Here is a 26,097-nt window from a genome sequence, read left to right as displayed (position 1 = left end):
CCTCTCAATTAAGAACGTTCCAGTTCAATGTCGAGGCCCAAGGAACGAATTTCCTTGACCAGCACATTGAACGATTCCGGCATGCCGGCTTCGATCGAGTGTTCGCCCTTGACGATGCTCTCGTAGACCTTGGTACGACCCTGCACGTCGTCGGACTTCACCGTCAGCATTTCCTGCAGCACGTAGGCGGCGCCGTAGGCTTCGAGCGCCCACACTTCCATTTCGCCGAAACGCTGGCCGCCGAACTGTGCCTTGCCGCCCAGCGGCTGCTGGGTGACCAGGCTGTACGGGCCGGTCGAGCGGGCGTGCATCTTGTCGTCCACCAGGTGGTGCAGCTTGAGCACGTGCATGTAGCCGACCGTGACCGGACGCTCGAACTGGTCGCCGGTGCGGCCGTCGAACAGGTAGGCCTGCGTGCGGGTGTCGGTCAGGCCCTTGGCCTTGGCGATCTCTTCCGGATAAGCCAGCTTGAGCATGCCGCGGATCTCTTCTTCCGAAGCGCCGTCGAACACGGGGGTCGCGAAGGGCACGCCGGTCGACAGGTTTCCGGCCATCTCGAGCACGTCGGCATCGCTCAGCTTGCTGAGGTCTTCCTTGCGGCCCGAGCCGTTGTAGAGCTGGTCCATGAACTTGCGCAGCTCGGCCACCTTGGCCTCGGCCTGCAGCATGTCGCCGATGCGCTGGCCGATGCCCTTGCCGGCCCAGCCCAGATGCACTTCGAGCACCTGGCCCACGTTCATCCGCGAAGGCACGCCCAGCGGGTTCAGGCAGATGTCGCACGGCGTGCCGTCGGCCATGTGAGGCATGTCTTCGACCGGAACGATCTTCGACACCACACCCTTGTTGCCGTGGCGGCCGGCCATCTTGTCGCCGGGCTGCAGGCGGCGCTTGACGGCCAGGTAGACCTTGACCATCTTGAGCACGCCCGCGGGCAGCTCGTCGCCCTGCGTGAGCTTCTTGCGCTTTTCTTCGAAGGCGAGGTCGAAGCTGTGGCGCGTCTGCTCGAGCGAGTTCTTGATCGACTCGAGCTGCGACGCCACGTCGTCGTCCGCCGGGCGGATGTCGAACCAGTGGAACTTCTCGATCGACGAGAGGTAGGCCTTGTCCAGCTTGGTGCCCTTGGCCAGCTTGTTCGGGCCGCCGTTGGCGGCCTTGCCGACCAGCAGCTTCTCGATCCGGTCGAAGGCGTCGGCTTCGACGATGCGAAGCTGGTCGTTCAGGTCGAGGCGGAAGCGCTTGAGCTCGTCGTCGATGATCTGCTGGGCGCGCTTGTCGCGCGTGATGCCTTCGCGGGTGAACACCTGGACGTCGATCACGGTGCCTTGCGAGCCCTGGTCGACGCGCAGCGAAGTGTCCTTCACGTCGGAAGCCTTCTCGCCGAAGATCGCGCGCAGCAGCTTCTCTTCAGGCGTCAGCGTGGTTTCGCCCTTGGGCGTGACCTTGCCGACCAGCGTGTCGCCCGGCTGCACTTCGGCGCCGACGTAGATGATCCCCGACTCGTCCAGGCGGTTGAGCTGCTGCTCGGCCAGGTTCGGGATGTCGCGCGTGATTTCCTCGGCACCGAGCTTGGTGTCGCGGGCCATCACCACCAGTTCCTCGATGTGGATCGAGGTGTAGCGGTCTTCGGCCACCACGCGTTCGCTGATCAGGATCGAGTCTTCGAAGTTGTAGCCGTTCCAGGGCATGAACGCGACCAGCATGTTCTGGCCCAGGGCCAGCTCGCCGAGGTCGGTGGATGCGCCGTCGGCCACCACGTCGCCCTTGGCGATCTTGTCGCCGCGCTTGACGATCGGACGCTGGTGGATGTTGGTGTTCTGGTTCGAACGCTGATACTTGATCAGGTTGTAGATGTCGACACCGACTTCACCGGCCGCCGCTTCGGCATCGTTCACGCGCACCACGATGCGGGTGGCGTCGACATAGTCGACGATGCCGCCGCGGGTGGCCGTGACCACGGTGCCCGAGTCGACCGCGGAGACGCGCTCGATGCCGGTACCGACGAAGGCCTTTTCGGGACGCAGCACCGGCACGGCCTGGCGCTGCATGTTGGCGCCCATGAGCGCGCGGTTCGCATCGTCGTGCTCGAGGAAGGGCACCAGCGACGCGGCCACCGACACGATCTGCGCCGGCGACACGTCCATGTACTGCACGCGCTCGGCGCTGACCAGGATCGATTCGCCGGTTTCGCGCGCCGACACCAGGTCGCCCGTGAGGCGGCCGTCCTTGTCGAGCGCGGCGTTGGCCTGCGCGATCACATACTTGCCTTCTTCGATGGCCGACAGGTAGTCGATCTCGTTCGTGACCTTGCCGTCGATCACGCGGCGGTACGGCGTCTCGATGAAGCCGTATTCGTTCAAGCGCGCGTAGAGCGCCAGCGAATTGATCAGGCCGATGTTCGGACCTTCAGGCGTTTCGATCGGGCACACGCGGCCGTAATGCGTGACGTGCACGTCGCGCACTTCGAAGCCGGCGCGTTCGCGCGTCAGGCCGCCCGGGCCGAGGGCCGAGACGCGGCGCTTGTGCGTGATCTCGGACAGCGGGTTGGTCTGGTCCATGAACTGCGACAGCTGCGAGGCGCCGAAGAATTCCTTCAGCGCGGCGGAGATCGGCTTGCTGTTGATCAGGTCGTGCGGCATGAGCGGCTCTTGCTCGGCCTGGCCCAGGCGTTCCTTCACGGCCTTCTCGATGCGGGCGAGGCCGGTGCGGTACTGGTTCTCGGCCAGTTCGCCGACGCAGCGCACGCGGCGGTTGCCGAGGTGGTCGATGTCGTCCACTTCGCCGCGGCCGTTGCGCAGGTCCACCAGGATCTTGACCACGGCGAGGATGTCCTCGTTGGTCAGCACCATCGGGCCGGTCGACTCGTCGCGGCCGACCTTGGCGTTGAACTTCATGCGGCCGACGCGCGACAGGTCGTAGGTGTCGGGGTTGTAGAACAGACGCTGGAACAGGGCCTGCACCGCGTCTTCCGTCGGCGGCTCGCCGGGGCGCATCATGCGGTAGATCGCCACGCGGGCGGCGAACTCGTCCACCGTCTCGTCGATGCGCAGGGTCTGCGAGATGTACGCGCCCTGGTCGAGTTCGTTGGTGTAGATGGCCTGCACGTCCTGCACGCCGGCGGCGCGCAGCTTCTTCAGGAGCGCTTCGGTCAGCTCGTCGTTGGCTTTGGCCAGGATCTCGCCGGAGTCGGCGTCGACGATGTTGCGCGCGATCACGCGGCCGACCAGGAAGTCTTCCGGCACACTGATGTGCGTGGTGCCCGTCTGCTCGAGTTCGCGCGTGTGGCGCGCGGTGACGCGCTTGTCCTTGGCGACCACGACCTTGCCGGACTTGTCGGTGATGTCGAAACGCGCGACTTCACCGCGCAGGCGCTCGGAGACGAACTCCATCTGCGCGCCGCTGTCCATCAGACGGAAGTTGTCGTTCACGAAGAAGTTCGCGAGGATCGATTCCGGGTTCAGGCCGATGGCCTTCAGCAGGATCGTGACCGGCATCTTGCGGCGGCGGTCGACGCGGAAGTACAGCATGTCCTTCGGGTCGAACTCGAAGTCCAGCCACGAACCGCGATAGGGAATCACGCGGGCCGAGAACAGGAGCTTGCCGGAGCTGTGCGTCTTGCCCTTGTCGTGCTCGAAGAACACGCCGGGCGAACGGTGCAGCTGCGACACGATGACGCGCTCGGTGCCGTTGATGATGAAGGAGCCCTTGTCGGTCATGAGCGGCACTTCGCCCATGTAGACCTCTTGCTCCTTCACTTCCTTGACCACCTTCGACTGCGAGGTCGACGATTCGCGGTCATAGATGATCAGTTGCACCTTGGCGCGCACGGCCGAGGCGAAAGTCAGCCCGCGGGTCTGGCACTCGCGCACGTCGAAGGCAGGCTTCGCGAGGTTGTACTCGAGGAACTTCATCTCGACGAAACCGTTGTGCGAGACGATCGGGAAGGCAGCGTCGAATGCAGCCTGCAGGCCTTCCACGGTGCGCTTCTGGGGTGCAATGCCGGCCTGCAGGAACGCGGTGTACGCGTCTTTCTGCATCTGCAGCAGGTAGGGGATTTCGACGACGCTGTCGCGATTGCCGAAATTCTTTCGGATGCGCTTGCGTTCGGTGTAACTGTACGTGGACGTTTGGGCCATGAGAGCTCCGGAGCTTGAGATCTTCAGCGACTTGGTCGGGTGCTTGAGCACCACTCTCCTTGGTGGCTGGCCACTACCAGCCCTGGCGGACGGTGATGCGTTGCACATCACCCGAACCAAGGGGTCTTCTGCAGTCGGGGTCAGAAGACACTCAAAAATCGTCTCGGTTTGGCTTTTCCGTCGACCTGAAGGTCTCCGGGAAAGCCGGCGCCAAGCCGGCTTTTGGGTGCGCTCTGAAAGCGGCAAAGGCTGGAGGGCCTTTCGGCACACTCCAGCCCTCCGGAAGAACCGAATTACTTCAGTTCCACCTTGGCGCCGGCGTCTTCCAGCTTCTTCTTGGCCGCTTCGGCGTCTGCCTTCGGCAGGCCTTCCTTGACGGCCTTGGGAGCGGCTTCCACCAGGTCCTTGGCTTCCTTGAGGCCCAGGCCGGTGATTTCGCGCACGGCCTTGATCGCCGACACCTTGTTCGCGCCTGCGTCGAGCAGAACGACGTTGAACTCGGTCTTCTCTTCGACGACGGCTGCAGCAGCGCCACCGCCGGCGCCGGCGGGAGCGGCCATTGCTGCGGCGCTCACGCCGAACTTCTCTTCGATGGCTTTCACCAGGTCGTTGAGTTCCAGGACCGTCATGCTGTCGAGCGCGGTCAGAAATGCGTCTTTATCGAATGCCATTTTTGATTCCTAAATAAGTTGGGTGAAAAGTCGCGCGCTTAGGCAGCGACTCCTTCTGCGGCGGGAGCTTCCGCCTGTGCTTCGCCACCACCACGCTTCTCGGCGAGCGCGGCCAGGACACGGGCCGTGCGCGAGATCGGGGATTGCATCAAGCCCAGCAGCTGCGACAACAGCACTTCCTTCGAAGGGATGTTGGCCAGTTGCTTCACGCCCTCGACGTCCAGGGCCTTGCCACCGAAAGCACCGCCGCGAATCACCAGCTTGTCGTTGGTCTTCGCGAAATCGGCCACCACTTTCGCGGCAGCCACGGCGTCTTCGGAGAAGCCATAGATCAACGGACCGGTCATCTGGTCGGACACGATCTCAAACGAGCTACCTGCGACAGCGCGGCGTGCCAGCGTGTTCTTGAGAACACTCAGGGTCACAGCCTTGCTGCGCGCATCGTTGCGCAGTTTGGTCATGTCGGCGACCGTGATGCCACGGTACTCCGCCATCACGAGCGTTTGAGCTTTTGCGGCGAGGCTGGTCACATCACTGATGACCGCTTCTTTCTCACTGCGATTCAGACTCAAGGTCTACTCCTTTTCAATGCGCCCCTCGGCCAGAGCCTCGAGACGCGCTTCATGCAGCGACCAACTGTTTTCGGAACCAGGTTCCTCTGCAGCGGGATCGCCATCTGCGCTGGCGATTAAGTGCGGGTTGCCCTGCACACCAGCGGTCTTGGATGGCCCGGGGAAGCGCTTGAACGCCGCCCCGACCCACCACATCGCCTCGCCGCCGTTTGACCGGCGATGAGGCAAATCCTTCACGACAAACTCAACCTTGCGCGGCGATGGTTTGCGTGTCCACGCGGACACCCACACCCATCGTCGACGACACGGCCACCTTGCGCAGGTACACACCCTTGCTGGTGGCCGGCTTCGCCTTGACAAGCGCCTCGATCAGCGCCGCCAGGTTGCCCTGCAGCTTGTCGGTGTCGAACGAACGACGGCCGATGGTGCCGTGCACGATGCCGGCCTTGTCGACGCGGAACTGCACCTGGCCGGCCTTGGCGTTCTTGACGGCGGTCGCGACGTCGGGCGTCACGGTGCCGACCTTCGGGTTCGGCATCAGGCCGCGCGGGCCGAGGATCTGACCCAGCGTACCGACCACGCGCATCGCGTCCGGTGCAGCGATCACGACGTCGAAGGGCATGTCGCCAGCCTTCACCATCGCAGCCAGGTCGTCCATGCCGACGATGTCGGCGCCGGCGGCCTTGGCTTCCTCAGCCTTTGCGCCCTGGGCGAACACCGCCACGCGCTTGGTCTTGCCGGTGCCGTTGGGCAGCACGACGGCGCCGCGCACGACCTGGTCAGACTTCTTGGCATCGATGCCGAGCTGCACGGCCACGTCGATCGACTCATCGAACTTCGCGGTGGCGGCTTCCTTGATGATGCCGATCGCGTCGACGAGCGGGTACAGCTTGTTGCTGTCGACCTTGCCCACGAGCGCTTTTTGCTTCTTGGTGATCTTGGCCATTACACGCCCTCCACATTCACGCCCATCGAACGGGCGGAGCCGGCGATGGTGCGAACCGCGGCGTCCAGATCGGCTGCCGTCAGGTCCTTCATCTTGGTCTTGGCGATCTCTTCGAGCTGGGCGCGCGTGATCTTGCCGACCTTGTCGGTATGCGGACGGGCGGAACCCTTCTCGAGCTTGATGGCCTTCTTGATCAAGGTGATCGCCGGCGGCGTCTTGATGATGAAGGTGAAGCTCTTGTCGGCGAACGCGGTGATGACCACCGGCAGCGGCAGGCCCGGCTCGACGCCTTGGGTCTGCGCGTTGAACGCCTTGCAGAATTCCATGATGTTCAAACCGCGCTGGCCCAGTGCGGGACCGATCGGCGGCGACGGATTGGCTTTACCAGCTGGCACTTGCAGCTTGATGAAGCCGACGATTTTTTTCGCCATGCTTTTCTCCTTGCGGGTGATGACGCCTTGGCTTGTTCAGCCGCAGCTCCCCGGGGTTGACGACTCTTCGAATAAAACCCAGCGCCGAGTCGGGAAGCGCCAGGCCGAAACTGTCTTCAGGTCTTTTCCACCTGGCTGAACTCGAGTTCGACAGGCGTCGCGCGGCCGAAAATCATGACCGACACGCGCACCTTGCTCTTCTCGTAGTTGACTTCCTCGACCGTGCCGTTGAAGTCGGTGAACGGGCCTTCCTTGACGCGCACGAATTCGCCCACGACGAACTCGACCTTGTGGCGCGGCTTCTCGGTGCCCTGTTGCATCTGGCTGACGATGTCCTCGACCTCTTTCTGCGAGATCGGGGCCGGCCGGTTCTTCGCGCCGCCGACGAAGCCCGTCACCTTGTTGGTGTGCTTCACCAGGTGCCAGCTTTCGTCGTCCATGATCATCTCGACCAGCACGTAGCCCGGGAAGAAGCGGCGCTCGGTGGTGCGCTTCTGGCCGTTCTTGATCTCGACCACTTCTTCGGTCGGCACCAGGATGCGGCCGAACTTGCTCTGCATGCCGGCGCGGTTGATGCGCTCGAGGATGTTGCGCTCCACGGCCTTTTCCATGCCCGAGTACGCGTGCACCACGTACCAGCGCAGATCGGGGTTGGCGGGAGGTGCCAGCAGGGAAGTGCTTTCCGGCGTGGTTTCGACAGCGTCGTCAGTCATTATTTTCTCCAGCCCAGAATGAGGTCGAAGAACACCCATTCGAGCGTCTTGTCGGTGAGCCAAAGGAAGACGGACATGATCGCGACGAAGCCAAACACGTAGGCCGTCATCTGGATCGTTTCCTTGCGCGAAGGCCACACGACTTTCTTGACCTCGCGCCACGAATCGCGGCCGAAAGCCCACAGCTGACGACCGCTCTCCGAGCTCGCGAACGCGCCGACAGCGGCGGCAAGGCCCACCAGCAGGGCGGCCCACTGCACGATCGCACCTTGGCGCGAGAGCAGATAGAACGCCACGATGGCGCCCACCGCGAGCACGACAGCCACGGCCAGCTTGGCCTTGTCTGCGCCCGTACTCACGGTTTCGATTTGAGAAGTGGCCATCTTGCGGCTTTATTCCTGCGGCCTTTCGGCCTTCAATTCAATACGTCTTCTTGAGACGCCGAAGCCCGTCAGGCTATGACGGGCTTTTTCTGCCTTTCCGTCAGGCTATGACGGGCTTATTTGTTCGAGAGCACCACCCTCAGGTGGCAGGGGCAGTAGGAATCGAACCTACAACCTTCGGTTTTGGAGACCGACGCTCTGCCAATTGAGCTATACCCCTGTGCAATCCTTTATACGTCGAGGATCTTCGCCACCACGCCCGAGCCCACGGTGCGGCCGCCTTCGCGGATCGCGAAGCGCAGGCCTTCTTCCATGGCGATCGGGTTGATCAGCTTCACGGTGATGCTGACGTTGTCGCCGGGCATGACCATTTCCTTGTCCTTGGGCAGCTCGATCGCGCCGGTCACGTCCGTCGTGCGGAAGTAGAACTGCGGGCGATAGTTGTTGAAGAACGGCGTGTGACGCCCGCCTTCGTCCTTGCTCAGCACATACACCTCGGCGGTGAAGTGCGTGTGCGGCTTGATCGAGCCGGGCTTGCACAGCACCTGGCCGCGCTCGACTTCTTCGCGCTTGGTGCCGCGCAGCAGCACGCCGACGTTGTCGCCGGCCTGGCCCTGGTCCAGCAGCTTGCGGAACATTTCCACGCCGGTACAGGTGGTCTTCACCGTCGGGCGGATGCCCACGATCTCGATTTCCTCGCCGACCTTGATGACGCCGCGCTCCACAGCGCCGGTCACCACCGTGCCGCGGCCGGAGATGGAGAACACGTCTTCCACGGGCATCAGGAAGGTGCCATCGACCGCGCGCTCGGGCGTGGGGATGTAGGTGTCCAGCGCGTCAGCCAGCTTCATGATGGCTTCCTCGCCCAGCTTGCCCTTGTCGCCTTCCAGGGCGAGCTTGGCCGAGCCATGGATGATGGGGGTGTCGTCGCCGGGGAATTCGTACTTGTCCAGCAGCTCGCGCACTTCCATTTCGACGAGCTCCAGCAGCTCGGCGTCGTCCACCATGTCGCACTTGTTCAGGAAGACGATGATGTAGCCCACACCGACCTGACGGGCCAGCAGGATGTGCTCGCGGGTCTGGGGCATGGGGCCGTCGGCGGCCGAGCACACGAGGATGGCGCCGTCCATCTGGGCGGCACCGGTGATCATGTTCTTGACGTAGTCGGCGTGGCCGGGGCAGTCGACGTGGGCGTAGTGGCGGTTGGCCGTTTCGTATTCGACGTGGGCGGTGTTGATGGTGATGCCGCGCGCTTTTTCTTCAGGCGCCGCGTCGATCTGGTCGTAGGCCTTGGCTTCGCCGCCGAACTTCGTCGACAGCACCGTCGCAATCGCCGCCGTCAGCGTGGTCTTGCCATGGTCCACGTGACCGATCGTGCCCACGTTCACGTGCGGCTTCGTGCGGGTGAATTTTCCTTTTGCCATTTTCTCGACTCCGAAAAATAACTAGATCAACACACTGATATGGGGTTGCAACCCGAAGACTGCAACCCCAAAAACCTGGTGCCCATTGCGGGAATCGGACCCGCGACCTCTCCCTTACCAAGGGAGTGCTCTACCACTGAGCCAAATGGGCGAAATTCAAAAAAACTGTGCCTTGCGTCGAACTGGACTTCTGGAGCGGGAGACGGGAATCGAACCCGCGTCATTAGCTTGGAAGGCTAGGGTTCTACCATTGAACTACTCCCGCATTCGCGGCGCGCCAACGCTTCGAGTTTTCGCTCTGCTTTGTCCTTTTCTTCGCTGGTGGAGAGGGCTGGATTCGAACCAGCGTACTCGTAAGAGGGCAGATTTACAGTCTGCTGCCATTAACCACTCGGCCACCTCTCCGGCGAACCTCGGAATATAGCACGGTTGGGAGGGCAGGTCGATGACAGCCCCCGCCAAAAGTTGCTGCGTCGCAGGTTGCGTCGCGCATTTTACCCGGGCTAATCAAAGGCCCTGCGATTCACGCCAGGCGCGTGCCTGGCCGAAGTGGCCGCAACCGATGAAGGGCACGGGCGGGCGCAGCGCCGAGAGCGGCGAGGGATGGTTCGCGGTCAGCACCTTGTGCCGACGGGTGTCGATCAGCGCCCGCTTGCTCTGCGCGTGCGAGCCCCAGAGCATGAACACGACCGAGCGCTCGCCCTCTGCCACGTGGCGAATCACCGCGTCGGTCAGCACTTCCCAGCCGCGGCCCGCATGGCTGGCCGGCTGGGCCTCCTCCACGGTGAGGCAGGTGTTGAGTAGCAGCACGCCGTGCGTCGCCCACTTGACCAAGCTGCCGCCCGGATCCGGGAACCTGGGCGGAGAGGTGCCCAGATCGCGTTCGAGCTCCTTGAAGATGTTGCGCAGCGAAGGCGGCAGCGCAACGCCCGGCGCCACCGAGAAGGCCAGCCCCTCGGCTTGGCCGCGGCCGTGGTACGGGTCCTGGCCCAGGATCACCACGCGCACCGTCTCGGGCGGCGTGAGCTCCAGCGCGCGCAGCGGCTGCGGCGGGAAGATCACCGCACCGGCGTCCAGCCTCTCGCGCAGGAAGCCGAGCAGCTTCTGCCCGACCGGCCCACCGAAAAAGCCGTCGACCAGCGGCTGCCAGCCTGGCGCGACGGGCCAATCGGCCGGATCGCAGCTCGCCAGCTGATTGGCCAACGCGCTCATTGGAAGAGTTCGGCGAGCGCCTCGCCCGGTTCGTCGGCGCGCATGAAAGCCTCGCCGACCAGGAAGGCATGCACCCCCGCCGCGCGCAGCTTCGCGACCTCGTCGCGCGTCGAAATGCCCGATTCGGTGACCAGCAGGCGCCCGGCCGGCACCTTGGGCATGAGGTCGATGGTGGTTTGCACCGACACCTCGAAAGTGCGCAGGTTGCGGTTGTTGACGCCGATCAACGGCGTCTTGAGCGTCAGCGCACGATCGAGCTCGGCGCCATCGTGCACCTCGACCAGTACCGCCATGCCGAGCCCCATGGCGATCGCTTCAAAGTCGCGCATCTGCGTATCGTCGAGGCAGGCGGCGATCAGCAGGATCGCGTCGGCACCCATCGCGCGCGATTCGTAGACCTGGTAGGCATCGACGATGAAATCCTTGCGCAGCACCGGCAGATCGCAGGAGGCGCGCGCCTGCTTGAGGTAGTCGACGCCGCCCTGGAAGAACTGGCGGTCGGTCAGCACCGAGAGGCAGGCCGCGCTGACCTTGCCGTCGCCTTCGGCATAGCTCTGCGCGATATCGGCCGGGATGAACTCTTCGCGCAGCACGCCCTTGCTCGGGCTGGCTTTCTTGATCTCGGCGATCACCGCCGCCTGGCCGGCCGCGATCTTGGCCCGCAAGGCGCCGACGAAGTCGCGCGTGAGCACCCGGCTTTCGGCATCGAAGCGCACGGCTTCGAGCGAGCTTCTCTTCTGCGCTGCTGCGACCTCTTCGCGCTTGACGGCAACGATCTTCTCGAGGATGTCGGACATGGTTCTCTGCTCTCCCTCAACTGGCGGCGGTCGCCTTGATCAGCTCGGCCAGCTTGGCCTTGGCCGCGCCGGAGTCGATGGCGGCGCGCGCGCGCGCCACGCCCGCGCCGATCGAATCCACCAGATTGGCCGCATAGAGCGCCGCGCCGGCATTGAGCACGACGATGTCGCGCGCCGCGCCGGGCTGGTTGTCGAGCACGCCGAGCAGCATCGCTTTCGACTGCTCCGGCGTCTCGACGCGCAGCGCGCGGTTGCTCGACATCTGGAAGCCGAAGTCCTCGGGATGCAGCTCGTACTCGAGGATCTCGCCGTTCTTCAACTCACCGACCATGGTGGCGGCCCCGAGCGAGATCTCGTCCATGCCGTCGCGCCCATAGACCACCAGCGCATGCTCCGCGCCCAGCCGCTGCAGCGCGCGCACCTGGATGCCGACCAGGTCGGGATGGAACACGCCCATCAGGATGTTGGGCGCGCCGGCCGGATTGGTGAGCGGCCCCAGGATGTTGAAGATGGTCTTGATGCCGAGTTCCTTGCGCACCGGCGCCACGTTCTTCATGGCCGGATGATGGTTCGGCGCGAACATGAAGCCGATGCCGACATCGGCGATGCATTGCGCGATCTGCTCGGGCTTAAGGTTGATGTTGATGCCCAACGACTCCAGCACGTCGGCGCTGCCCGACTTGCTGCTCACGCTGCGCCCGCCGTGCTTGCTGACCTTGGCACCCGCAGCGGCGGCGACGAACATCGAGCAGGTCGAGATGTTGAAGGTGTGCGAGCCGTCGCCGCCGGTGCCGACGATGTCCACCAAATTCGTGGTGTCGGCCACCTGCACCTTGGTCGACACCTCGCGCATCACCTGCGCGGCGGCGGTGATCTCGCCGATGGTTTCCTTCTTGACGCGCAGGCCGGTGATGAGCGCCGCCATCATCACCGGCGAGCATTCGCCGCTCATGATGAGGCGCACGATGTGCAGCATCTCGTCGTGGAACACCTCGCGGTGTTCGATGGTGCGCTGCAGGGCTTCCTGGGGGGTGATGGGCATGATGAAGTCTCCCTCGGTTGTTTCAGTGAGCGTGAGCTGCCGCGAGCGGATTCTCGGACAGTGCGAGCTTGATGCCAAAGCCGACAAACAGGGCGCCCGCGCCGCGCTCCAGCCAGTGCATGCCGCGCTGCACCGCGCCGACGCGGCGCGCCGTCCAGCCGGCCAGCAATGCCCAGGCGAAGTTCACGAAGATCGCGTTGAAGTTGAACAGTGCGCCCAGCAGGAAGAACACCAGCGGCTTGTTCGCGGCATCGGGCGCGATGAACTGCGGCACGAAGGCCAGGAAGAACAGCGCCACCTTGGGGTTGAGCACATTGGTCCAGAAGCCGCCGAGGAACACGCTCTTCATGCTGGCGGGGCCCGCCGCATCTGCATCGGCGCGCACCAGCGCCGACGGGTCTTTGTCCGGCCGCGACAGCAGCATGCGCACGCCGACCCACAGCAGGTAGGCCGCGCCCAGCCACTTGAGGGCGGTGAACAGGGTGGTCGATGCCGCCATCAGCGCGCTCACGCCCACCGCGGCGGCGGTGATGTGCACGAAGCAGCCGGCCGTGATGCCGATGCCCGCCACGATGCCGGCGCGCGTGCCCGAGCGCAGCGCGCGGCTCACGATGTAGAGCACATCGGGGCCCGGCGTGAGATTCAGCAGCAGGCCGGCGGCGATGAACAGCAGCAGGGAATGGAGTTCAGGCATGGAAGAAGCTCCGGATCGCGCCGATGGCGCGGTCGATGCCGGCTGCGTCGACATCGAGATGGGTCGCGAAGCGCAGCCGATACAAGCCGGTGGCAAGCACGCCGTTTTGCTTCAGGTGCGCCAGCAGCTCGGCCGAGCGCGCCTGCGCCTCGCCCCTCAGCTCGACGAACAGCAGGTTGGTCTGCGGCGTCTCGACCTGCAGCCCGGGAATCCCGGCCAGGCCGTCGGCCAGCCGGCGCGCGAGCGCGTGGTCCTGCTCGAGGCGGTCGATGTGGTGTTGCAGTGCATGAGAAGCAGCGGCCGCCAGCATGCCGGACTGCCGCATGCCGCCGCCGGCCATTTTGCGGATGCGGTGGGCGCGCGCGATCAGCTCGCGCGAGCCGCACAGTGCCGAACCCACCGGGGCGCCGAGGCCCTTGCTGAAGCAGACCGAGACGCTGTCGAAGCACTGTGCGATGCGGCGCGCTTCGGCGCGCGCCTCGGTGCCGCGCTGGGCGGCCTGTGCAACGGCGGCATTGAAGAGCCGTGCGCCGTCCAGATGGCGGCCCAGGCCCTTGCGCTGCGCCAGTTGCGTCGCCTCTTCGACATAGCTGAAGGGCAGCAGCTTGCCGCCGATCGTGTTTTCCAGCGCCAGCAACCGGGTGCGCGCGAAATGCGCGTCGTCGGGCTTGATGGCAGCCTCGATGTCTTTCAGCGCCAGCGAGCCGTCCGGCTGGTGCTCGAGCGGCTGCGGCTGCACGCTGCCGAACACTGCGGCGCCGCCGCCTTCCCAGCGGTAGCAATGCGCCAGCTGGCCGACGATGTATTCGTCGCCGCGCTGGCAATGGGCCAGGATCGCGCAGAAGTTGCTCTGGGTGCCGGTCGGCACGAACAGCGCCGCTTCGAAGCCCAGCATCTCGGCGATCTGCGACTGCAGCGCGTTGACGCTCGGGTCGTCGCCGAACACGTCGTCGCCCAGCGGCGCTTCGAGCATGGCCTGGCGCATCGCGGCGGTCGGCCGGGTGACGGTGTCGCTGCGCAGGTCCACCAGGGTCGTCGTGCTCATGCGGGTCACTCCAGAAAGTTCTTGAGCATGGCATGGCCGTGCTCGGTCAGGATCGATTCGGGGTGGAACTGAACGCCCTCGATGCGCACCGCGGGCGCAAAGCCCGTGTGGCGCACGCCCATGATCTCGCCATCGTCGGTCCAGGCGGTGATCTTGAGCTCGCGCGGGCAGGAGTCGCGCTCGATGGACAGCGAGTGGTAGCGATTGACGCTGAATTTCTCGGGCAGCCCGGCGAACACGCCCTCGCGCGTGGTCGTGATCTCGCTGGTTTTGCCGTGCATCAGTTGCTGCGCGCGAACGATCCTGCCGCCGAAGGCCGCGCCGATCGCCTGGTGCCCGAGGCAGACGCCGAGGATCGGCAGCTGGCCTGCGAACTCCTTGATGGCCGCCACCGACACCCCCGCTTCGGCCGGCGAGCACGGCCCCGGCGAAACCACCAACCGCGCGACGCCGGCGGCAACGCGCTCGCGCAGACCTTCGATCGTGATCTCGTCGTTGCGAAACACCTCGACCTCGGCGCCGAGTTCGCCGAAATACTGCACCAGGTTGTAGGTGAAGCTGTCGTAGTTGTCGATCATCAGGAGTTTCATGGCTTGGCTCCGATCCGATGCACGCCCTTGACCACCGGGAACACGTTGAAATTGATGAGCAGGCCCAGCGGCAGCCCCGACAGCCGCACCGCCGCCTGCGCCTGCGCGCGATGCAGGTCGGTCAATGCATCGACCGCTTTCACCTCGACGATGAGCGATTGCTCGACCACGAAGCCCGCACGGCAGACCTCACCGAGCGAGCGGCCCTTGTAGCTGGCCGACACCGGCACGTCCCGCACGAAGCCGATCTCGCGTTCGGCGAGTTCGATCTCCAGCGCGGCGGCGTAGACCTCTGCGGGCAGGCCGATGCCGAGCACCCGCTGCACCTCGACCGCGGCGCCGATGATCTCGTGCGAGAAGTCGTTGTTCTGAAATTCGTCGGCCATCACTCGAGCCCTTCCTCGACCAGTTCGGCGGCGCGCAGCAGCGCCCGCGCCTTGGCCTCGGTTTCCTTCCACTCCAATTCGGGCACCGAGTCGGCCACCACGCCAGCCGCTGCCTGCACATGCAGCATCTGGTCCTTCACGATCCCGGTGCGGATCGCGATCGCGACGTCCATGTCGCCCGCATAGCTGATGTAGCCGCAGGCGCCGCCGTAGAGGCCGCGCTTGGTCGGCTCCAGCTGGTCGATGAGCTCCATCGCGTGCACCTTGGGCGCACCGGTCAGCGTGCCTGCCGGGAAGGTGGCCTTGAGCACGTCGATCGCGGTCATGCCGTCTTTCAGCGTGCCTTCGACGTTGCTCACGATATGCATCACATGGCTGTAGCGCTCGACGGCGAAGGCCTCCGTCACCTTGACGCTGCCGGTCTTGGCGATGCGGCCGATGTCGTTGCGCGCCAGGTCGATCAGCATCACGTGCTCGGCGCGCTCCTTGGGGTCGTTGATCAGCTCGGCCTCGGCCGCGCGGTCGAGCTCGGGCGAGGCGCCGCGCGGGCGCGTGCCGGCCAGCGGGCGAATGGTGATCTTCTGCTCGCCCTCGCCGGTGTGCTCCTGCCGCACCAGGATCTCGGGCGAGGCGCCGACCACGTGGAAATCGCCCAGGTGGTAGTAGTACATATAGGGCGACGGGTTGAGCGAGCGCAGCGCGCGGTACAGCGACAGCGGCGACTCGGTATAGCGCTTGCTGATGCGCTGGCCCACCTGCACCTGCATGAAGTCGCCGGCCGCGATCAGCTCCTTGGCGCGCTCGACCGCCGCCAGGTAGTCGGCCTTGGCGAAGCTGCGTTCGGGCGGGTGTGCCTGCGTCGGCCTCACCTGCGGCGCGCTCACGGAGTACTTGAGCTGCTCGCGCAGTTCGCGCAGCCGCCGCTTGGCATTGGCGTACGCCTCGGGCTGGGCAGGGTCGGCATAGACGATCAGGTAGAGCTTGCCGGAGAGGTTGTCGATGACCGCCAGTTCCTCGCATTGCAAGAGGAGGATGTCGGGGCAGCCCAGCGTGTCCGGCGGGCAGCTCTGCTCGAGCTTCTTCTCGATATGGCGCACCGTGTCGTAGCCGAAGTAGCCGGCCAGGCCGCCGCAGAAGCGCGGCAACCCGGGCCTGAGCGCCACCTTGAAGCGCTTCTGGTAGGCCGCGACGAAATCGAGCGGATTCCCCTTGGCCGTCTCGACGACCTTGCCGCCGGTTACGACCTCGGTCAGCGCGTCGTCGCCGAAGCCGCTCGCGCGCAGCAGGGTGCGCGCCGGCAGCCCGATGAAGCTGTAGCGGCCGAAGCGCTCGCCGCCCACCACCGATTCGAGCAGGAAGCTGTGCTTGCCGCCCTCCTTGGTATGGGCGAGCTTCAGGTAGAGGGAAAGCGGGGTTTCGAGGTCGGCAAAGGCCTCGACCATCAGCGGGATGCGGTTGTAGCCCTGCGCGCTGAGGCTCTTGAATTCGAGTTCGGTGATCACGGTGGGGTCTCCGTCGGCCAGTGACGCTTCGAGGTCGCTGGCGGGGTCATTCAGGTGAGTGGCCGGGTCGGGATGACCGCGGGCCGCGGGCGCACGGCGTGCGCCATGCAATCAAACAGGCAACGACGATGGCGTGCGCCAAGGCCAGGCTCCCCGGCTGCCTTGACCTGTCTGAATGACGTGATGAATGAACATGGAAGCGTGAGTTTAGCCCAGCGACAAGGCCTGTACAAAAAGATACATTGAGGCACTTTAAATTTTTCGCTGACGGAGACAACCCCGATGACCCAGCCTGCCCTGCGGCGCGCGCTCGCGCTGACCACCCTCGCCCTCGCCTCGCTCGCTGCCTCGGCCGCCCCGGTCGAGATGGCCGGCGTCAAGCTCGACGATGCGCTCGATCTCAAGGGCAGCAAGCTGCAGCTCAACGGGGCCGGCGTGCGCTACAAGGCCGTGTTCAAGGTCTACACCGCCGGCCTCTACCTGGGCAAGAAGGCCTCGACCACCGAGGAAGTGCTGGCCGTGCCCGGCGCCAAGCGCATGGCGATCACCATGCTGCGCGACATCGATGCCAACGAACTGGGCAAGCTGTTCACGCGCGGCGTGGAAGACAACTCGCCCAAGACCGAGATGCTGCAGCTGATTCCCGGCCTGGTGCGCATGGGCCAGATGTTCGCCGACCAGAAGCAGTTGAAGGCCGGGGACGCCTTCACCGTCGACTGGGTGCCCGGCACCGGGACCGTGATTTCGGTCAAGGGCGTGGCCCAGGGCGAGCCGATCAAGGAGCAGGCCTTCTTCAATGCGCTGATGCGCATCTGGCTCGGCCCGAACCCGGCCGATTGGAAGCTGAAGGACGCGCTGCTCGGCAAGGGCTAGGGGGCGGCTTCGACAGGCTCAGCCCGAACGGGGTGGGGGTCCGTGGTCCTCGTTACCTCCCATTCGCCCTGAGCTTGTCGAAGGGCTCGCCTCGCCGGCTAGCGCACAAGGTGCACGCGCAGCGCCCCCAGCTGCGCGTACAGCTGCTGCACCGCTTTCGCGTCCAGGCCCGAGAACATCTCGAGCAGCCATTCCTCGTGCTCCTTGGCCATGGCCTCGAAGCTGCGGCGGCCCTTCGGCGTCAGGCTCACGATCCAGGCCCTGCGGTCTTCCGGGCTGGCCGAGCGCTGCACCACGCCTTCGCGCTCCAGCTCGTCGGTCAGGCCGGTGACGTTGCCGCCGGTCACCATCAGGTAGCGCGAGAGCACGCGCATCTTGAGACCGTCGCTGTAGCGGTAGAGCTGCGCCATGTAGTCGAAGCGGGCCAGCGAGATGTCGAAGCGCTCACGCAGCCGCTTGCGGATCTCGGCCTCGATCTGGGTGGTGCTGGCCAGCATTCGCAGCCAGAGCTTGAGCACCGCATGGTCGCCGGTGCCGGCCCGCGCTTCGTGGCCCAGCTCCTGAGCGTCGCTGAGCAGCGCGTGCGAGGCGTCGTTCTGCTTCATGTGACTTCGCCTCCAGACACCGAGATGGACTGGCCGTTGACCGAAGCCGCGCCATCGCCGCAGAGCCAGCGCACCGCATCGGCCACCTCCGCAGGCTGCACGATGCGCCGCTGCGGATTGACGACCGCGAACTCGGCCAGCGCATCGTCGGCGCTGCGGCCGGTCTTCTGGACCACGTTGGCCACGCTGTCGCGCAGGATGTCGGTGTCGGTGTAGCCGGGGCATACCGCATTGACGGTGACGCCCTTCCTCGCCATCTCCAGCGCCAGCGAACGCGTCAAGCCGATCACGCCGTGCTTGGCGGCCGTGTAGGCCGAGACGTAGGCATAGCCCTTCTGCCCGGCCGTGCTCGCGATGTTGACGATGCGGCCCCAGCCGGCCCCGAGCATGTCGGGCAGCGCGGCCTGGGCGCACAGGAAGCTGCCGGTCAGGTTGACGGACAGCATGCGCTGCCAGAGCTCGACCGAAGTTTTCAGGAACGGCGCGCTCTCCGCCGCACCGGCGTTGTTGACGAGGATGGCGATCGGGCCCCGCGCCGCGCGCGCCTGGGCGAACGCGCCTTGCACGGCCTGTACATCGGCCACGTCGGCCGCGACCACGCCGTGGCCGCTGCCCGCGAGCGAATCGACGACGCGCTGGAGCGCGTCACGGTCGCGTCCGAGCAAAGTCAGCACCGCGCCCTCGGCGGCCAGCGTGCGCGCGATCTCCGCGCCGATGCCGCGCGCGGCGCCGGTCACGAGGGCATGGCGCCCGGTCAGTGAATTTGTTTGCATGCCTGAATGGTTTAGTTCTGAATCATTCTAGTGGCGCGCCGTGTCATGCCTCAGCGCATGAGCCGCCCGCCGTTGAGGTCCAGCGTCGCGCCCGTCATGAAGGCCGCGGCCGGCGATGCGAGGTAGACCACGGCCGCGGCCACCTCCTCCGGCTCGCCGAAGCGGCCGAGCGGAATGCCGGCCGACACCGTGCGCTGCTGCATCCGGCTCATCGCATCGAGCACCGGACTGCGCACCGCAGCCGGCGCCAGCGCGTTCACCGTGACGCCGTGCGGCGCCAGTTCCTGCGCGAATGAACGGGTCAGCGCCACGATGCCCGCCTTGGACGCGGCGTAGTGAACGCCGGTCGCCGCGCTGGCCTGCTGCCCGGCGATCGACGACAGGTTGATGATCCGGCCCGCGCCCCGCTCGCGCATGTGGCGCCCGGCGATGCGGCAGCCGAAGAAACTGCCGCGCAGGTTCACGGCCAGCACCTCGTCCCACTCCTCGGTTGTGATCTCCCAGATCGAGGAGTACAGCGTGCGGGCGGCGTTGTTCACCATCACATCGATGCCGCCGAAGTGCTGCACGCCCGCATCGAAGCACAGCCAGAAGGCAGCCTCGTCGCGCACATCGAGCTGCATGGCGATGCAGTCATGGCCGTCTGCGCGCAGCGCCGCCGCGGCCGCATCGACCGCGCCGTCGACATCGGCGAGCACGACGCGCGCGCCCGCCTCGGCCAGGCCGCGCGCGATCGCGGCACCCAGGCCTTGCGCTGCGCCGGTCACGAAGGCGCCCTGCCCGGCCAGCGAGAACAGCGGTGCGTCCGGGTGCGCAGCCATGCGATTCAGCCCTTGGCCGGCGGGCGCGCCGCGGGTCCGCGGTCCCAGGTGATCGCGCTCACGCCGCGCTCGCGCAGCTTGTACTTCTGCACCTTGCCGTTCTCGGTGCGCGGCAGGTCGGGCAGCAGGTCGACATAGCGCGGCAGCGCGAAGTAAGGCAGGCGCGATTCGCAGTACGCCAGCAGCTCGACCGGATCGATGCGCTGCCCGTCACGCGCCACCAGTGCGGCCATCACCTCGTCCTCGGCCAGTTCGGAACGCACGGGGTAGACCGCGCAGCCCGCCACGGCCGGGTGGCTCAGCAGCACCTGCTCGACCTCGAAGGAGGAGATGTTCTCGCCGCGCCGGCGGATCGCGTCCTTGATGCGGTCGACGAAGCGGAAGGCGCCGTCGGCATCGCGCACCACGCGGTCGCCGGTATGGAACCAGAGGTTGCGCCAGGCCTCGACGGTTTTCTCGGGCATGTTGAGGTAGCCGCTCGCGAAGGCGTAGGGTTCATGAGCGCGCAACAGCAGCTCGCCTGCCTCGCCGTTCGGGAGTTCGACATCGTCCTCGTCCGCCACGCGCGCCTGGAAGCCGGGTCGCAGCCACCCCATCACGCCGCCGCGCGGCGAATCGGGCGCGGTGGCGATTGCGAAATTTGTTTCGGTGGAGCCGTAGCCTTCCAGCAGCCGGACGCCGGTGCGCTCGAAGAAGGCCTGGCCCGCCGCGGCCGGCACGCCGGGGCCGAGCCCGGTGCGCACGCGGTGCTCACGCTCGCCGGACCCCTCGGGCTGCGCGAGCAGTATCGGCACCATCGCGCCGAGCAGGTAGACCACCGTCGCACCCGAGGCGCGCATCGTGGGCCAGAAGCCCGAGGCCGAGAAGCGCGCCTCGAACACCACCTCGCAACCCGTGATCGCGGCCTGCGCGAAGGTGTTGAGTGCGTTGATGTGAAAGAGCGGCAGCGTGGTGCACAGCACGTCCTCCGCCTCGACGCCCAGCACGTCGGCACTGTTGACGCCCCACCAGTGGTACTGCGCATGCGGGCAGACCACGCCCTTGGCCGGCCCGGTGGTGCCGGAGGTGTAGAGGATGGCGAGCGGATCGCCGGGTTGCACCTTCGCCGGCGCGAGCGAAGCGGTTGCGGCGGGATACGGCAGCACGCGAATGCCCGGCCACGCAGCGCGATCGGCGTCCTCGCCCAGCACCCAGATCTCGCGCAGCGAAGTGCGCGCGAGGTCGGCCGCCTGCAAGCGCTCTACGAAAGCCTCTTCGATCACCAGCAGCTTCGCCTCGCTGTTGGAAAGGAAGTACTCGATCTGCGGCCCCATCGACGCGGTGTTGATCGGCACCGTCGAGGCGCCGAGCCAGCCGCAGCCGAGGAACACTTCGAGAAACTCGATGCGGTTGCCGCTCATCACGGCCACCCGGTCGCCGCGCTGCACGCCCGCCTCGGCCAATGCCGCAGCGCGAAGGCCCGCGGCCTGCGCCGCATCGCGGTGCGACCACGACCGCCCCGCGATGCGCAGCAATGGACGTTCGCCGAACAGCACCGCCTGCCGCTGCAGCATCGCGGGCAGCGTACGCTGGCCCGGAGGCAGCGGACTCGCCGCTCGCTCATCCGTCGCCATTGGTACCTCCGCCAAGGTAGGTGGCCTGCACGCGCGGATCGCTGGCAAGCTCCTGCGAGGCGCCCGAGAGCGCGATCTCGCCGGTCTCCAGCACGTAGCCGTGGTCCGAGCTCTCCAGCGCGGCGCGCGCGTTCTGCTCCACCAGCAGGATCGACACGCCGTCTTCGCGCAGCTTGCGCACGATGGCCAGGATGTCGCGCACGATCAGCGGCGCCAGCCCGAGGCTGGGCTCGTCCAGCATCAAGAGGCGCGGCGCCGACATCAGCGCGCGGCCCACGGCCAGCATCTGCCGCTCGCCGCCCGAGAGCGTGTCGGCGCGCTGCGCGCGGCGCTCGGCCAGGCGCGGGAAGCGGTCGTACACCGACTGCAGCCGGCGCTTCAGGGCATCGCTGCGGAGCCGGCTGCCGAAGGCGCCGAGCTGCAGGTTGTCGAGCACGGTCAGCTCGCCGAAGAGCTCGCGCTTCTCGGGCACCAGGCACAGGCCGCGCTCCACGCGCGCCTCGACGTCGAGCCCGTGCAGGTCTTCGCCCTCGAAGCGCAGCAGGCCCTTGCAGGGCAGCAAGCCCATCGCAGCAGCCAGCAGCGTGGTCTTGCCGGCGCCGTTGGGGCCGATCACCGAGATGATCTGGCCGTGCTCCAGGTTGAGCGACACGCCGCGCACGGCATCGACCTGGCCGTACGAAACGTGAAGGTCCCCGATCTCGAGCATCGCAGTCATACGACGCTCCCGAGATACGCTGCCTGCACGCGCTCGTCCGCGCGCACCGCCGAGGGCACGCCCTCGACCAGCTTGGAGCCGAAGTTCATCACCACCAGGCGATCCACCAGTTTCATGACGAAGTCCATGTCGTGCTCGACGATGAGGATGGTCACGCCCTCCTCGCGCAGCTTGCGCAGCAGGTCGCCGAGCGCCATCTTCTCCTTGCGGCGCAAGCCGGCGGCCGGCTCGTCGAGCACCAGCAGCACCGGGTCGGCCGCGAGCGCGCGCGCGATCTCCAGGATGCGCTGCGTGCCCAGCGGCAGGCTGCCCGCGAGTTCGTGCGCGCGGTCGCCCAGGCCGATGCGGTCGAGCTGCCGCTGCGCCTCCTGCAGGATCTGGCGTTCCTCGGTGCGGTCGAGCCGCAGCCCCGCCTTCAGCACGCCCGAACGCGTGCGCGAATGGGCGCCGAGCGCGACGTTGTCCAGCAGGCTCATGTGCGGCCTGAGCTTCACGTGCTGGAAGGTGCGCGCCAAGCCGAGCCGCGCGACCTTGCGCTGCGGCATGCCCGCGATGTCCTGGCCCAGAAAGCGCACCTGCCCGGCCGTCATCGGCAGCGTGCAGGTCAGCAGGTTGAACATGGTCGACTTGCCGGCGCCATTGGGGCCGATCAGGCCCATGATCTCGCCGGCCTTCACGTCGAAGCTGACATCGTTGACGGCCACCAGCCCGCCGAAGCGCTTGACCGCGCCGGTGACCGACAGGATCGGCGCGCCGCGATCGGGCAGCGTGCGATGCGTCAGCGGCGAAACGGGCGGCATGGGCTCGCGAGGCGCCTGCGATCCCGAAAACCGGTGCGTCCAGCGCCGCACGAAGCCCATCAGCCCGCCGCGCGCGAAGTGCAGCAGCAGGATGAAGAGCGTCGCGAAGGCCACCGCCTCGAGCTGCCCGGCGCGCTGGGTCAGCAGGGGCAGCACGTCCTGCAGCCCGTTCTTGAGGATGAGCACCAGCGCCGCTCCGACCAGCGCGCCCGTCAGTTGCCCAAGCCCGCCGGCCACGGCCATCAGCAGGTACTCGATGCTGGCGCGCACGTCGAAGGGCGAGGGGCTGACGAAGCGGTTCATGTGCGCATAGAGCCAGCCCGCGAGGCCGGCGAAGAGGGCAGCCGTCACGAAGAGCGTGAGCCGCACGCGATAGGCATCCGCGCCGACGCTGGCCAGCAGGATCGCACCGCCGCGCAGGCTGCGGATCGCGCGGCCCGGCCGCGACTGCAGCAGGTTGCGACTGAACAGGAAGGCCAACCCGACCAGGCCCCAGATCAGGTAGTAGATCGCGCGAGGATCGGCCAGCGACCAGGTGCCGATGGTCAGCGCCGGAATGTTCGACAGACCGGTGTGGCGCCCCAGCGCATCGACGTTGCCGAAGAGCATCGCGATCGACAAGCCCCACGCGATAGTGGACAGCGGCAGGAAGTGCCCGCCCAGCCGCAAGGTGAGCAGGCCGATGGCCAGCGCCGAGAGACCGGTCAGCAGCAGCGAGAACGCCAGCCCCAGCCAGGGCGACATCCCCTGCGTGGTGCTGAGCCAGGCCGTGGCATAGGCGGCGATGCCGACGAAGGCCGCCTGCCCGAAGGAGGTCGCGCCGCCGATGCCGGTGAGCAGCACCAGGCCCAGCGCGACCAGCGCGCCGATGCCGATGTCGTTCAACAGCGAAACCGTGAAGTTGCCGGCGAGCAGCGGCACCACGGCCAGCGCGACGACGACGAGGCCGATCCAGAGCAGGCGCTTGGAAGCAGCGTTCATCGACCTTCTCTCTGCGGGCTTGCGCGCGGCACCCGCGGCTTCATCGAACACGGGACGCACGACTTCGGGTGTGGGCGCGGCGCTCATTGGTCCACCTCCTCTTCTTCCTCTTCCGCATGCACGCTCAGGAAAGACCGCAGCATCAGCACCGGGATCAGCAGGCTGAAGACGATCACGTCCTTCAGCGCGCCGCTCCAGAAGGAGGCGAAGCTCTCGACCACCCCTACCGCCAGCGCGCCGATGGCGGTCATCGGATAGCTCACCAGCCCGCCGATGATCGCCGCCACGAAGGCCTTCAAGCCGATGATGAAGCCCGAGTCGTAGTACATGGTGGTGACCGGCGCGATCAGCACGCCGATCAGCCCGGCCAGCAGCGAGGCGCAGCCATAGGCCAGCAGCGCCGTGCGCGCCGGCCGGATGCCGACCAGCCGTGCGCCCACGCGGTTGACGGCGGTGGCGCGCAGCGCCTTGCCGGCCACCGTGCGCTCGAACACCAGGAAGAACATGCCGCTGAGCACGATCGCCGCGCCGACCATCAAGATCACCTGTCCGCTCACCGCGAAGCCGTCGCCCAGGGGCACAGAGCCGCCGGCCAGCGGCTGGGTGCGCGAGCCTTCGGGGCCGAAGAACAACAGGCCCAGGCCCGAGAGCAGGAAGTGCAGCGCGAGCGACACGATCAGGAGCACCAGCACCGACGCATCGGCGATCGGCTGGAACACCACGCGCGAGAGCAGCGGCGCGATCGGCACCACCAGCAGCACCGCGACCGCGATGTGCACCGGCGCCGGCACGCCGGGCCGGCTTGCCAGCCAGGCCAGCAGGCAGGGAATGAGCGGCAGCACGCCCCAGCCCAGCAGGGCCTTGGGGATGCGCGCCGTTTCGCCGCGGCGCACCAGGCTGCCGACCTCGGTCGCCAGCGCGAGCGCGGTGAGCACCACCACCATGCCGATGGTGGGCGGCACGCGCCCGGTTTCGAATGCGGCCAGCGACAGCGCGGCAAAGGCCGCGACGTCGCCGAAGGGCACGAAGACCACGCGGGTGACCGAGAAGATCAGCACCAGCCCCAGCCCGGCCAGAAGATAAACAGCGCCATTCGCCAGGCCATCGATGCCCAGGATCAGTGCCACGTCCGGTGTCATTGAACAGTCCTCCGCTTTGTCTCGCTCTTGCTAGTGCCGGCTCAGTTGGCGAGCTTCCACTGGCCGTTCTCCAGCTTGACGATCACGCGCGCGCGCTCGTCCACGCCGTAGAGGTTGCCGGGCTTGAAGTTGTAGACGCCGTGCGTGCCCACCACTTCCTTGGTGCTGGCGATCGCGTCGCGCAGGGACAGCCTGAACTCGGGCGTGCCCGGCTCGCCCTTGGCGCGCGCCGCGGCATCGGCGAACACCAGCCAGCCGTCGAAGGAATAGGCCGAGTAGGCGTCGCTGGTCGGCGCGTTGTTGACCTTCTGGAAGGCGGCACGGAAGTCCATGGCGATCTTCTTGGTCGGGTAGTTGGCCGGCAGCTGCTCGGCCACGATCACCGGGCCGGTCGGCATCAGCGCACCCTGCCCCGAGGCGCCGACGACGCGCACGAAGTCGGGGTTGATGAGCCCGTGCTGGCCGTACACCGGCCCCTTGAAGCCGCGCTCGGCCAGCGCCAGGAAAGGCAGCGCGCCCGGCGTGCCGGCGCCGCCCGTCATCACGGCATCCGGACGCATGGCGACCAGCTTCAGCACCTGGCCGGTGACCGAGGCGTCGGCGCGCGCATAGCGCTCGTTGCCCAACACCTTGATGCCGGCCGCGGGCGCAGCCTTCATCAGGGCGTTGTAGACCAGGTCGCCCCAGGCATCGGAGAAGCCGATGTAGCCCACGGTCTTGATGCCGTCCTTCTTCATGCGCTCGACCACGGCGTCGATCATCAGCTGCGTGGGCTGCGCGACCGTGAAGACCCAGCCGTTCTCGGCCGGGTCGAGCTGGATCGGCGTGAGCCCGATCATCGGCACCTTGGCATCGCGCCCCACCTGCGCCATCGCGATCGCGGCGGGCACGCCGGAGGTGCCCATCAGCACGTCGACCTTCTCCTCCTCGACCAGCTTGCGCGCATTGCGGCCCGCGGTGGTCGGGTCGGAGCCGTCGTCGAGCACGATCAGCTGGATCTTGCGGCCGTTGACCTCCGGCTTGTAGGCCAGCGCGGCCTGCATGCCCTTGGCGTAGGGCACGCCGAGCGAGGAGTTGGGGCCCGAGAGCGACACGCTCAGGCCGACCTTGAGGTCGGCCGCGAGCGCGGTCATCGCGAATCCGGCGGCAAGGGCCGTGGCCAGCGCGCTGTGCGCCAAGGTCTTCATCAAGCTCTTCATGTCGTGGCTCCTGGTGGGTGGAAGGGTGAGCAAC

The 26,097-nt window shown here is 66.6% G+C and carries 26 protein-coding genes and 4 tRNA genes; 1 reads left to right on the top strand and 29 read right to left on the bottom strand.

Translation table 11 applies throughout. The features are described 5' to 3' along the window. Positions 1-8: 8 nt before the first annotated feature. From rpoB to trpE, 21 genes are all read right to left on the bottom strand, one after another. Complete coding sequence (rpoB, locus tag ACSQ9A_RS04120) at positions 9-4,133, bottom strand: DNA-directed RNA polymerase subunit beta (RefSeq protein WP_093111391.1); 4,125 nt, start codon at positions 4,131-4,133, stop codon at positions 9-11. A 293-nt stretch (positions 4,134-4,426) separates the two neighbouring features. After that, positions 4,427-4,804 (bottom strand): 50S ribosomal protein L7/L12, encoded by a 378-nt coding sequence (gene rplL, locus ACSQ9A_RS04115; protein ID WP_093111297.1) that lies wholly within the window; start codon positions 4,802-4,804, stop codon positions 4,427-4,429. Between the two features lie 38 nt (positions 4,805-4,842). Continuing rightward, on the bottom strand, positions 4,843-5,376 hold the full coding sequence (gene rplJ, locus ACSQ9A_RS04110; protein ID WP_093111295.1) for a 50S ribosomal protein L10: 534 nt from the start codon (positions 5,374-5,376) through the stop codon (positions 4,843-4,845). A 3-nt stretch (positions 5,377-5,379) separates the two neighbouring features. After that, the gene (locus ACSQ9A_RS04105) at positions 5,380-5,613 is read right to left on the bottom strand and encodes a hypothetical protein (protein ID WP_139191792.1); all 234 of its coding nucleotides are present in this window, start codon (positions 5,611-5,613) and stop codon (positions 5,380-5,382) included. A 7-nt stretch (positions 5,614-5,620) separates the two neighbouring features. After that, positions 5,621-6,322, bottom strand: a complete 702-nt coding sequence (gene rplA / locus ACSQ9A_RS04100; RefSeq protein ID WP_093111293.1) for a 50S ribosomal protein L1 — start codon at positions 6,320-6,322, stop codon at positions 5,621-5,623. Continuing rightward, complete coding sequence (rplK, locus tag ACSQ9A_RS04095; RefSeq protein WP_028252759.1) at positions 6,322-6,753, bottom strand: 50S ribosomal protein L11; 432 nt, start codon at positions 6,751-6,753, stop codon at positions 6,322-6,324. Before rplK ends, rplA begins: the two co-directional genes overlap by 1 nt. Positions 6,754-6,869: 116 nt before the next feature. Then, complete coding sequence (nusG, locus tag ACSQ9A_RS04090) at positions 6,870-7,466, bottom strand: transcription termination/antitermination protein NusG (protein ID WP_093111291.1); 597 nt, start codon at positions 7,464-7,466, stop codon at positions 6,870-6,872. Beyond that, a complete protein-coding gene (secE, locus tag ACSQ9A_RS04085) occupies positions 7,466-7,849 on the bottom strand; it encodes a preprotein translocase subunit SecE (RefSeq protein ID WP_436295417.1) in 384 nt (127 codons plus the stop codon). The genes nusG and secE overlap by 1 nt, the downstream gene beginning before the upstream one ends. Positions 7,850-7,993: 144 nt before the next feature. Beyond that, positions 7,994-8,069: transfer RNA gene (locus tag ACSQ9A_RS04080), tRNA-Trp, on the bottom strand. 10 nt (positions 8,070-8,079) lie between these two features. Next, on the bottom strand, positions 8,080-9,273 hold the full coding sequence (tuf, locus tag ACSQ9A_RS04075; protein ID WP_436296086.1) for an elongation factor Tu: 1,194 nt from the start codon (positions 9,271-9,273) through the stop codon (positions 8,080-8,082). Between the two features lie 76 nt (positions 9,274-9,349). Next, a tRNA-Thr gene (locus ACSQ9A_RS04070) sits at positions 9,350-9,424 on the bottom strand. 40 nt (positions 9,425-9,464) lie between these two features. Continuing rightward, positions 9,465-9,538: transfer RNA gene (locus tag ACSQ9A_RS04065), tRNA-Gly, on the bottom strand. 54 nt (positions 9,539-9,592) lie between these two features. Then, a tRNA-Tyr gene (locus ACSQ9A_RS04060) sits at positions 9,593-9,678 on the bottom strand. Between the two features lie 102 nt (positions 9,679-9,780). Then, positions 9,781-10,485, bottom strand: a complete 705-nt coding sequence (locus ACSQ9A_RS04055; RefSeq protein ID WP_436295935.1) for a uracil-DNA glycosylase — start codon at positions 10,483-10,485, stop codon at positions 9,781-9,783. Next, positions 10,482-11,282, bottom strand: coding sequence for an indole-3-glycerol phosphate synthase TrpC (trpC, locus tag ACSQ9A_RS04050; RefSeq protein WP_436302780.1), 801 nt, complete (start codon positions 11,280-11,282; stop codon positions 10,482-10,484). The genes ACSQ9A_RS04055 and trpC overlap by 4 nt, the downstream gene beginning before the upstream one ends. Positions 11,283-11,298: 16 nt before the next feature. Beyond that, entirely contained in the window at positions 11,299-12,324 is a 1,026-nt protein-coding gene (gene trpD, locus ACSQ9A_RS04045; RefSeq protein ID WP_093110870.1) for an anthranilate phosphoribosyltransferase, read from the bottom strand. 22 nt (positions 12,325-12,346) lie between these two features. Beyond that, a complete protein-coding gene (locus ACSQ9A_RS04040) occupies positions 12,347-13,018 on the bottom strand; it encodes a LysE family translocator (protein WP_436302779.1) in 672 nt (223 codons plus the stop codon). Further along, on the bottom strand, positions 13,011-14,063 hold the full coding sequence (gene ltaE / locus ACSQ9A_RS04035; RefSeq protein WP_436302778.1) for a low-specificity L-threonine aldolase: 1,053 nt from the start codon (positions 14,061-14,063) through the stop codon (positions 13,011-13,013). Before ltaE ends, ACSQ9A_RS04040 begins: the two co-directional genes overlap by 8 nt. Before the next feature lie 5 nt (positions 14,064-14,068). Continuing rightward, the gene (locus tag ACSQ9A_RS04030; RefSeq protein ID WP_093110864.1) at positions 14,069-14,653 is read right to left on the bottom strand and encodes an aminodeoxychorismate/anthranilate synthase component II; all 585 of its coding nucleotides are present in this window, start codon (positions 14,651-14,653) and stop codon (positions 14,069-14,071) included. After that, positions 14,650-15,039 (bottom strand): GxxExxY protein, encoded by a 390-nt coding sequence (locus ACSQ9A_RS04025; RefSeq protein ID WP_436302777.1) that lies wholly within the window; start codon positions 15,037-15,039, stop codon positions 14,650-14,652. The genes ACSQ9A_RS04030 and ACSQ9A_RS04025 overlap by 4 nt, the downstream gene beginning before the upstream one ends. Further along, positions 15,039-16,541, bottom strand: a complete 1,503-nt coding sequence (gene trpE, locus ACSQ9A_RS04020) for an anthranilate synthase component I (RefSeq protein WP_093110860.1) — start codon at positions 16,539-16,541, stop codon at positions 15,039-15,041. Before trpE ends, ACSQ9A_RS04025 begins: the two co-directional genes overlap by 1 nt. Before the next feature lie 282 nt (positions 16,542-16,823). On the opposite strand from trpE, the gene ACSQ9A_RS04015 reads away from it, so the two are divergent. Further along, positions 16,824-17,414: a chalcone isomerase family protein gene (locus tag ACSQ9A_RS04015; RefSeq protein ID WP_093110858.1), complete on the top strand. Its 591-nt coding sequence runs from the start codon at positions 16,824-16,826 to the stop codon at positions 17,412-17,414. A gap of 98 nt (positions 17,415-17,512) precedes the next feature. Here the strand turns inward: ACSQ9A_RS04015 and ACSQ9A_RS04010 are convergent, their stop codons facing one another. The 8 genes from ACSQ9A_RS04010 to ACSQ9A_RS03975 form a co-directional block, all read right to left on the bottom strand. After that, complete coding sequence (locus tag ACSQ9A_RS04010; RefSeq protein ID WP_436302776.1) at positions 17,513-18,019, bottom strand: MarR family winged helix-turn-helix transcriptional regulator; 507 nt, start codon at positions 18,017-18,019, stop codon at positions 17,513-17,515. Further along, the gene (locus ACSQ9A_RS04005; protein ID WP_436302775.1) at positions 18,016-18,792 is read right to left on the bottom strand and encodes an SDR family NAD(P)-dependent oxidoreductase; all 777 of its coding nucleotides are present in this window, start codon (positions 18,790-18,792) and stop codon (positions 18,016-18,018) included. Before ACSQ9A_RS04005 ends, ACSQ9A_RS04010 begins: the two co-directional genes overlap by 4 nt. Before the next feature lie 50 nt (positions 18,793-18,842). Beyond that, the gene (locus ACSQ9A_RS04000; protein WP_436302774.1) at positions 18,843-19,613 is read right to left on the bottom strand and encodes an SDR family NAD(P)-dependent oxidoreductase; all 771 of its coding nucleotides are present in this window, start codon (positions 19,611-19,613) and stop codon (positions 18,843-18,845) included. A 5-nt stretch (positions 19,614-19,618) separates the two neighbouring features. Further along, entirely contained in the window at positions 19,619-21,226 is a 1,608-nt protein-coding gene (locus ACSQ9A_RS03995) for an ATP-dependent acyl-CoA ligase (RefSeq protein ID WP_436302772.1), read from the bottom strand. Continuing rightward, positions 21,213-21,944, bottom strand: a complete 732-nt coding sequence (locus ACSQ9A_RS03990) for an ABC transporter ATP-binding protein (protein ID WP_093110848.1) — start codon at positions 21,942-21,944, stop codon at positions 21,213-21,215. Before ACSQ9A_RS03990 ends, ACSQ9A_RS03995 begins: the two co-directional genes overlap by 14 nt. Next, the gene (locus tag ACSQ9A_RS03985) at positions 21,941-23,725 is read right to left on the bottom strand and encodes a branched-chain amino acid ABC transporter ATP-binding protein/permease (protein WP_436306252.1); all 1,785 of its coding nucleotides are present in this window, start codon (positions 23,723-23,725) and stop codon (positions 21,941-21,943) included. Before ACSQ9A_RS03985 ends, ACSQ9A_RS03990 begins: the two co-directional genes overlap by 4 nt. Before the next feature lie 83 nt (positions 23,726-23,808). Then, the gene (locus ACSQ9A_RS03980) at positions 23,809-24,864 is read right to left on the bottom strand and encodes a branched-chain amino acid ABC transporter permease (protein ID WP_436302771.1); all 1,056 of its coding nucleotides are present in this window, start codon (positions 24,862-24,864) and stop codon (positions 23,809-23,811) included. Between the two features lie 41 nt (positions 24,865-24,905). Then, positions 24,906-26,063: an ABC transporter substrate-binding protein gene (locus ACSQ9A_RS03975; protein ID WP_436295337.1), complete on the bottom strand. Its 1,158-nt coding sequence runs from the start codon at positions 26,061-26,063 to the stop codon at positions 24,906-24,908. Positions 26,064-26,097 lie beyond the last annotated feature (34 nt).

This window comes from Variovorax sp. LjRoot290 (genome assembly GCF_964253985.1).
Classification (GTDB): Bacteria; Pseudomonadota; Gammaproteobacteria; order Burkholderiales; family Burkholderiaceae_C; genus Variovorax.
Note: the sequence above shows the minus strand (reverse complement) of the source record. Positions and strands in the feature narration are given on the sequence as shown.

Excerpts from the sequence above, each read along its gene's own strand:
- rpoB (WP_093111391.1), bottom strand. The coding sequence starts at position 4,133 with ATGGCCCAAACGTCCACGTACAGTTACACCGAACGCAAGCGCATCCGA.
- rplL (WP_093111297.1), bottom strand. The coding sequence starts at position 4,804 with ATGGCATTCGATAAAGACGCATTTCTGACCGCGCTCGACAGCATGACG.
- rplA (WP_093111293.1), bottom strand. The coding sequence starts at position 6,322 with ATGGCCAAGATCACCAAGAAGCAAAAAGCGCTCGTGGGCAAGGTCGAC.
- rplK (WP_028252759.1), bottom strand. The coding sequence starts at position 6,753 with ATGGCGAAAAAAATCGTCGGCTTCATCAAGCTGCAAGTGCCAGCTGGT.
- nusG (WP_093111291.1), bottom strand. The coding sequence starts at position 7,466 with ATGACTGACGACGCTGTCGAAACCACGCCGGAAAGCACTTCCCTGCTG.
- secE (WP_436295417.1), bottom strand. The coding sequence starts at position 7,849 with ATGGCCACTTCTCAAATCGAAACCGTGAGTACGGGCGCAGACAAGGCC.
- tuf (WP_436296086.1), bottom strand. The coding sequence starts at position 9,273 with ATGGCAAAAGGAAAATTCACCCGCACGAAGCCGCACGTGAACGTGGGC.
- ACSQ9A_RS04055 (WP_436295935.1), bottom strand. The coding sequence starts at position 10,485 with ATGAGCGCGTTGGCCAATCAGCTGGCGAGCTGCGATCCGGCCGATTGG.
- trpC (WP_436302780.1), bottom strand. The coding sequence starts at position 11,282 with ATGTCCGACATCCTCGAGAAGATCGTTGCCGTCAAGCGCGAAGAGGTC.
- trpD (WP_093110870.1), bottom strand. The coding sequence starts at position 12,324 with ATGCCCATCACCCCCCAGGAAGCCCTGCAGCGCACCATCGAACACCGC.
- ACSQ9A_RS04040 (WP_436302779.1), bottom strand. The coding sequence starts at position 13,018 with ATGCCTGAACTCCATTCCCTGCTGCTGTTCATCGCCGCCGGCCTGCTG.
- ltaE (WP_436302778.1), bottom strand. The coding sequence starts at position 14,063 with ATGAGCACGACGACCCTGGTGGACCTGCGCAGCGACACCGTCACCCGG.
- ACSQ9A_RS04030 (WP_093110864.1), bottom strand. The coding sequence starts at position 14,653 with ATGAAACTCCTGATGATCGACAACTACGACAGCTTCACCTACAACCTG.
- ACSQ9A_RS04025 (WP_436302777.1), bottom strand. The coding sequence starts at position 15,039 with ATGGCCGACGAATTTCAGAACAACGACTTCTCGCACGAGATCATCGGC.
- ACSQ9A_RS04015 (WP_093110858.1), top strand. The coding sequence starts at position 16,824 with ATGACCCAGCCTGCCCTGCGGCGCGCGCTCGCGCTGACCACCCTCGCC.
- ACSQ9A_RS04010 (WP_436302776.1), bottom strand. The coding sequence starts at position 18,019 with ATGAAGCAGAACGACGCCTCGCACGCGCTGCTCAGCGACGCTCAGGAG.
- ACSQ9A_RS04005 (WP_436302775.1), bottom strand. The coding sequence starts at position 18,792 with ATGCAAACAAATTCACTGACCGGGCGCCATGCCCTCGTGACCGGCGCC.
- ACSQ9A_RS04000 (WP_436302774.1), bottom strand. The coding sequence starts at position 19,613 with ATGGCTGCGCACCCGGACGCACCGCTGTTCTCGCTGGCCGGGCAGGGC.
- ACSQ9A_RS03995 (WP_436302772.1), bottom strand. The coding sequence starts at position 21,226 with ATGGCGACGGATGAGCGAGCGGCGAGTCCGCTGCCTCCGGGCCAGCGT.
- ACSQ9A_RS03990 (WP_093110848.1), bottom strand. The coding sequence starts at position 21,944 with ATGACTGCGATGCTCGAGATCGGGGACCTTCACGTTTCGTACGGCCAG.
- ACSQ9A_RS03985 (WP_436306252.1), bottom strand. The coding sequence starts at position 23,725 with ATGAACGCTGCTTCCAAGCGCCTGCTCTGGATCGGCCTCGTCGTCGTC.
- ACSQ9A_RS03980 (WP_436302771.1), bottom strand. The coding sequence starts at position 24,864 with ATGACACCGGACGTGGCACTGATCCTGGGCATCGATGGCCTGGCGAAT.
- ACSQ9A_RS03975 (WP_436295337.1), bottom strand. The coding sequence starts at position 26,063 with ATGAAGAGCTTGATGAAGACCTTGGCGCACAGCGCGCTGGCCACGGCC.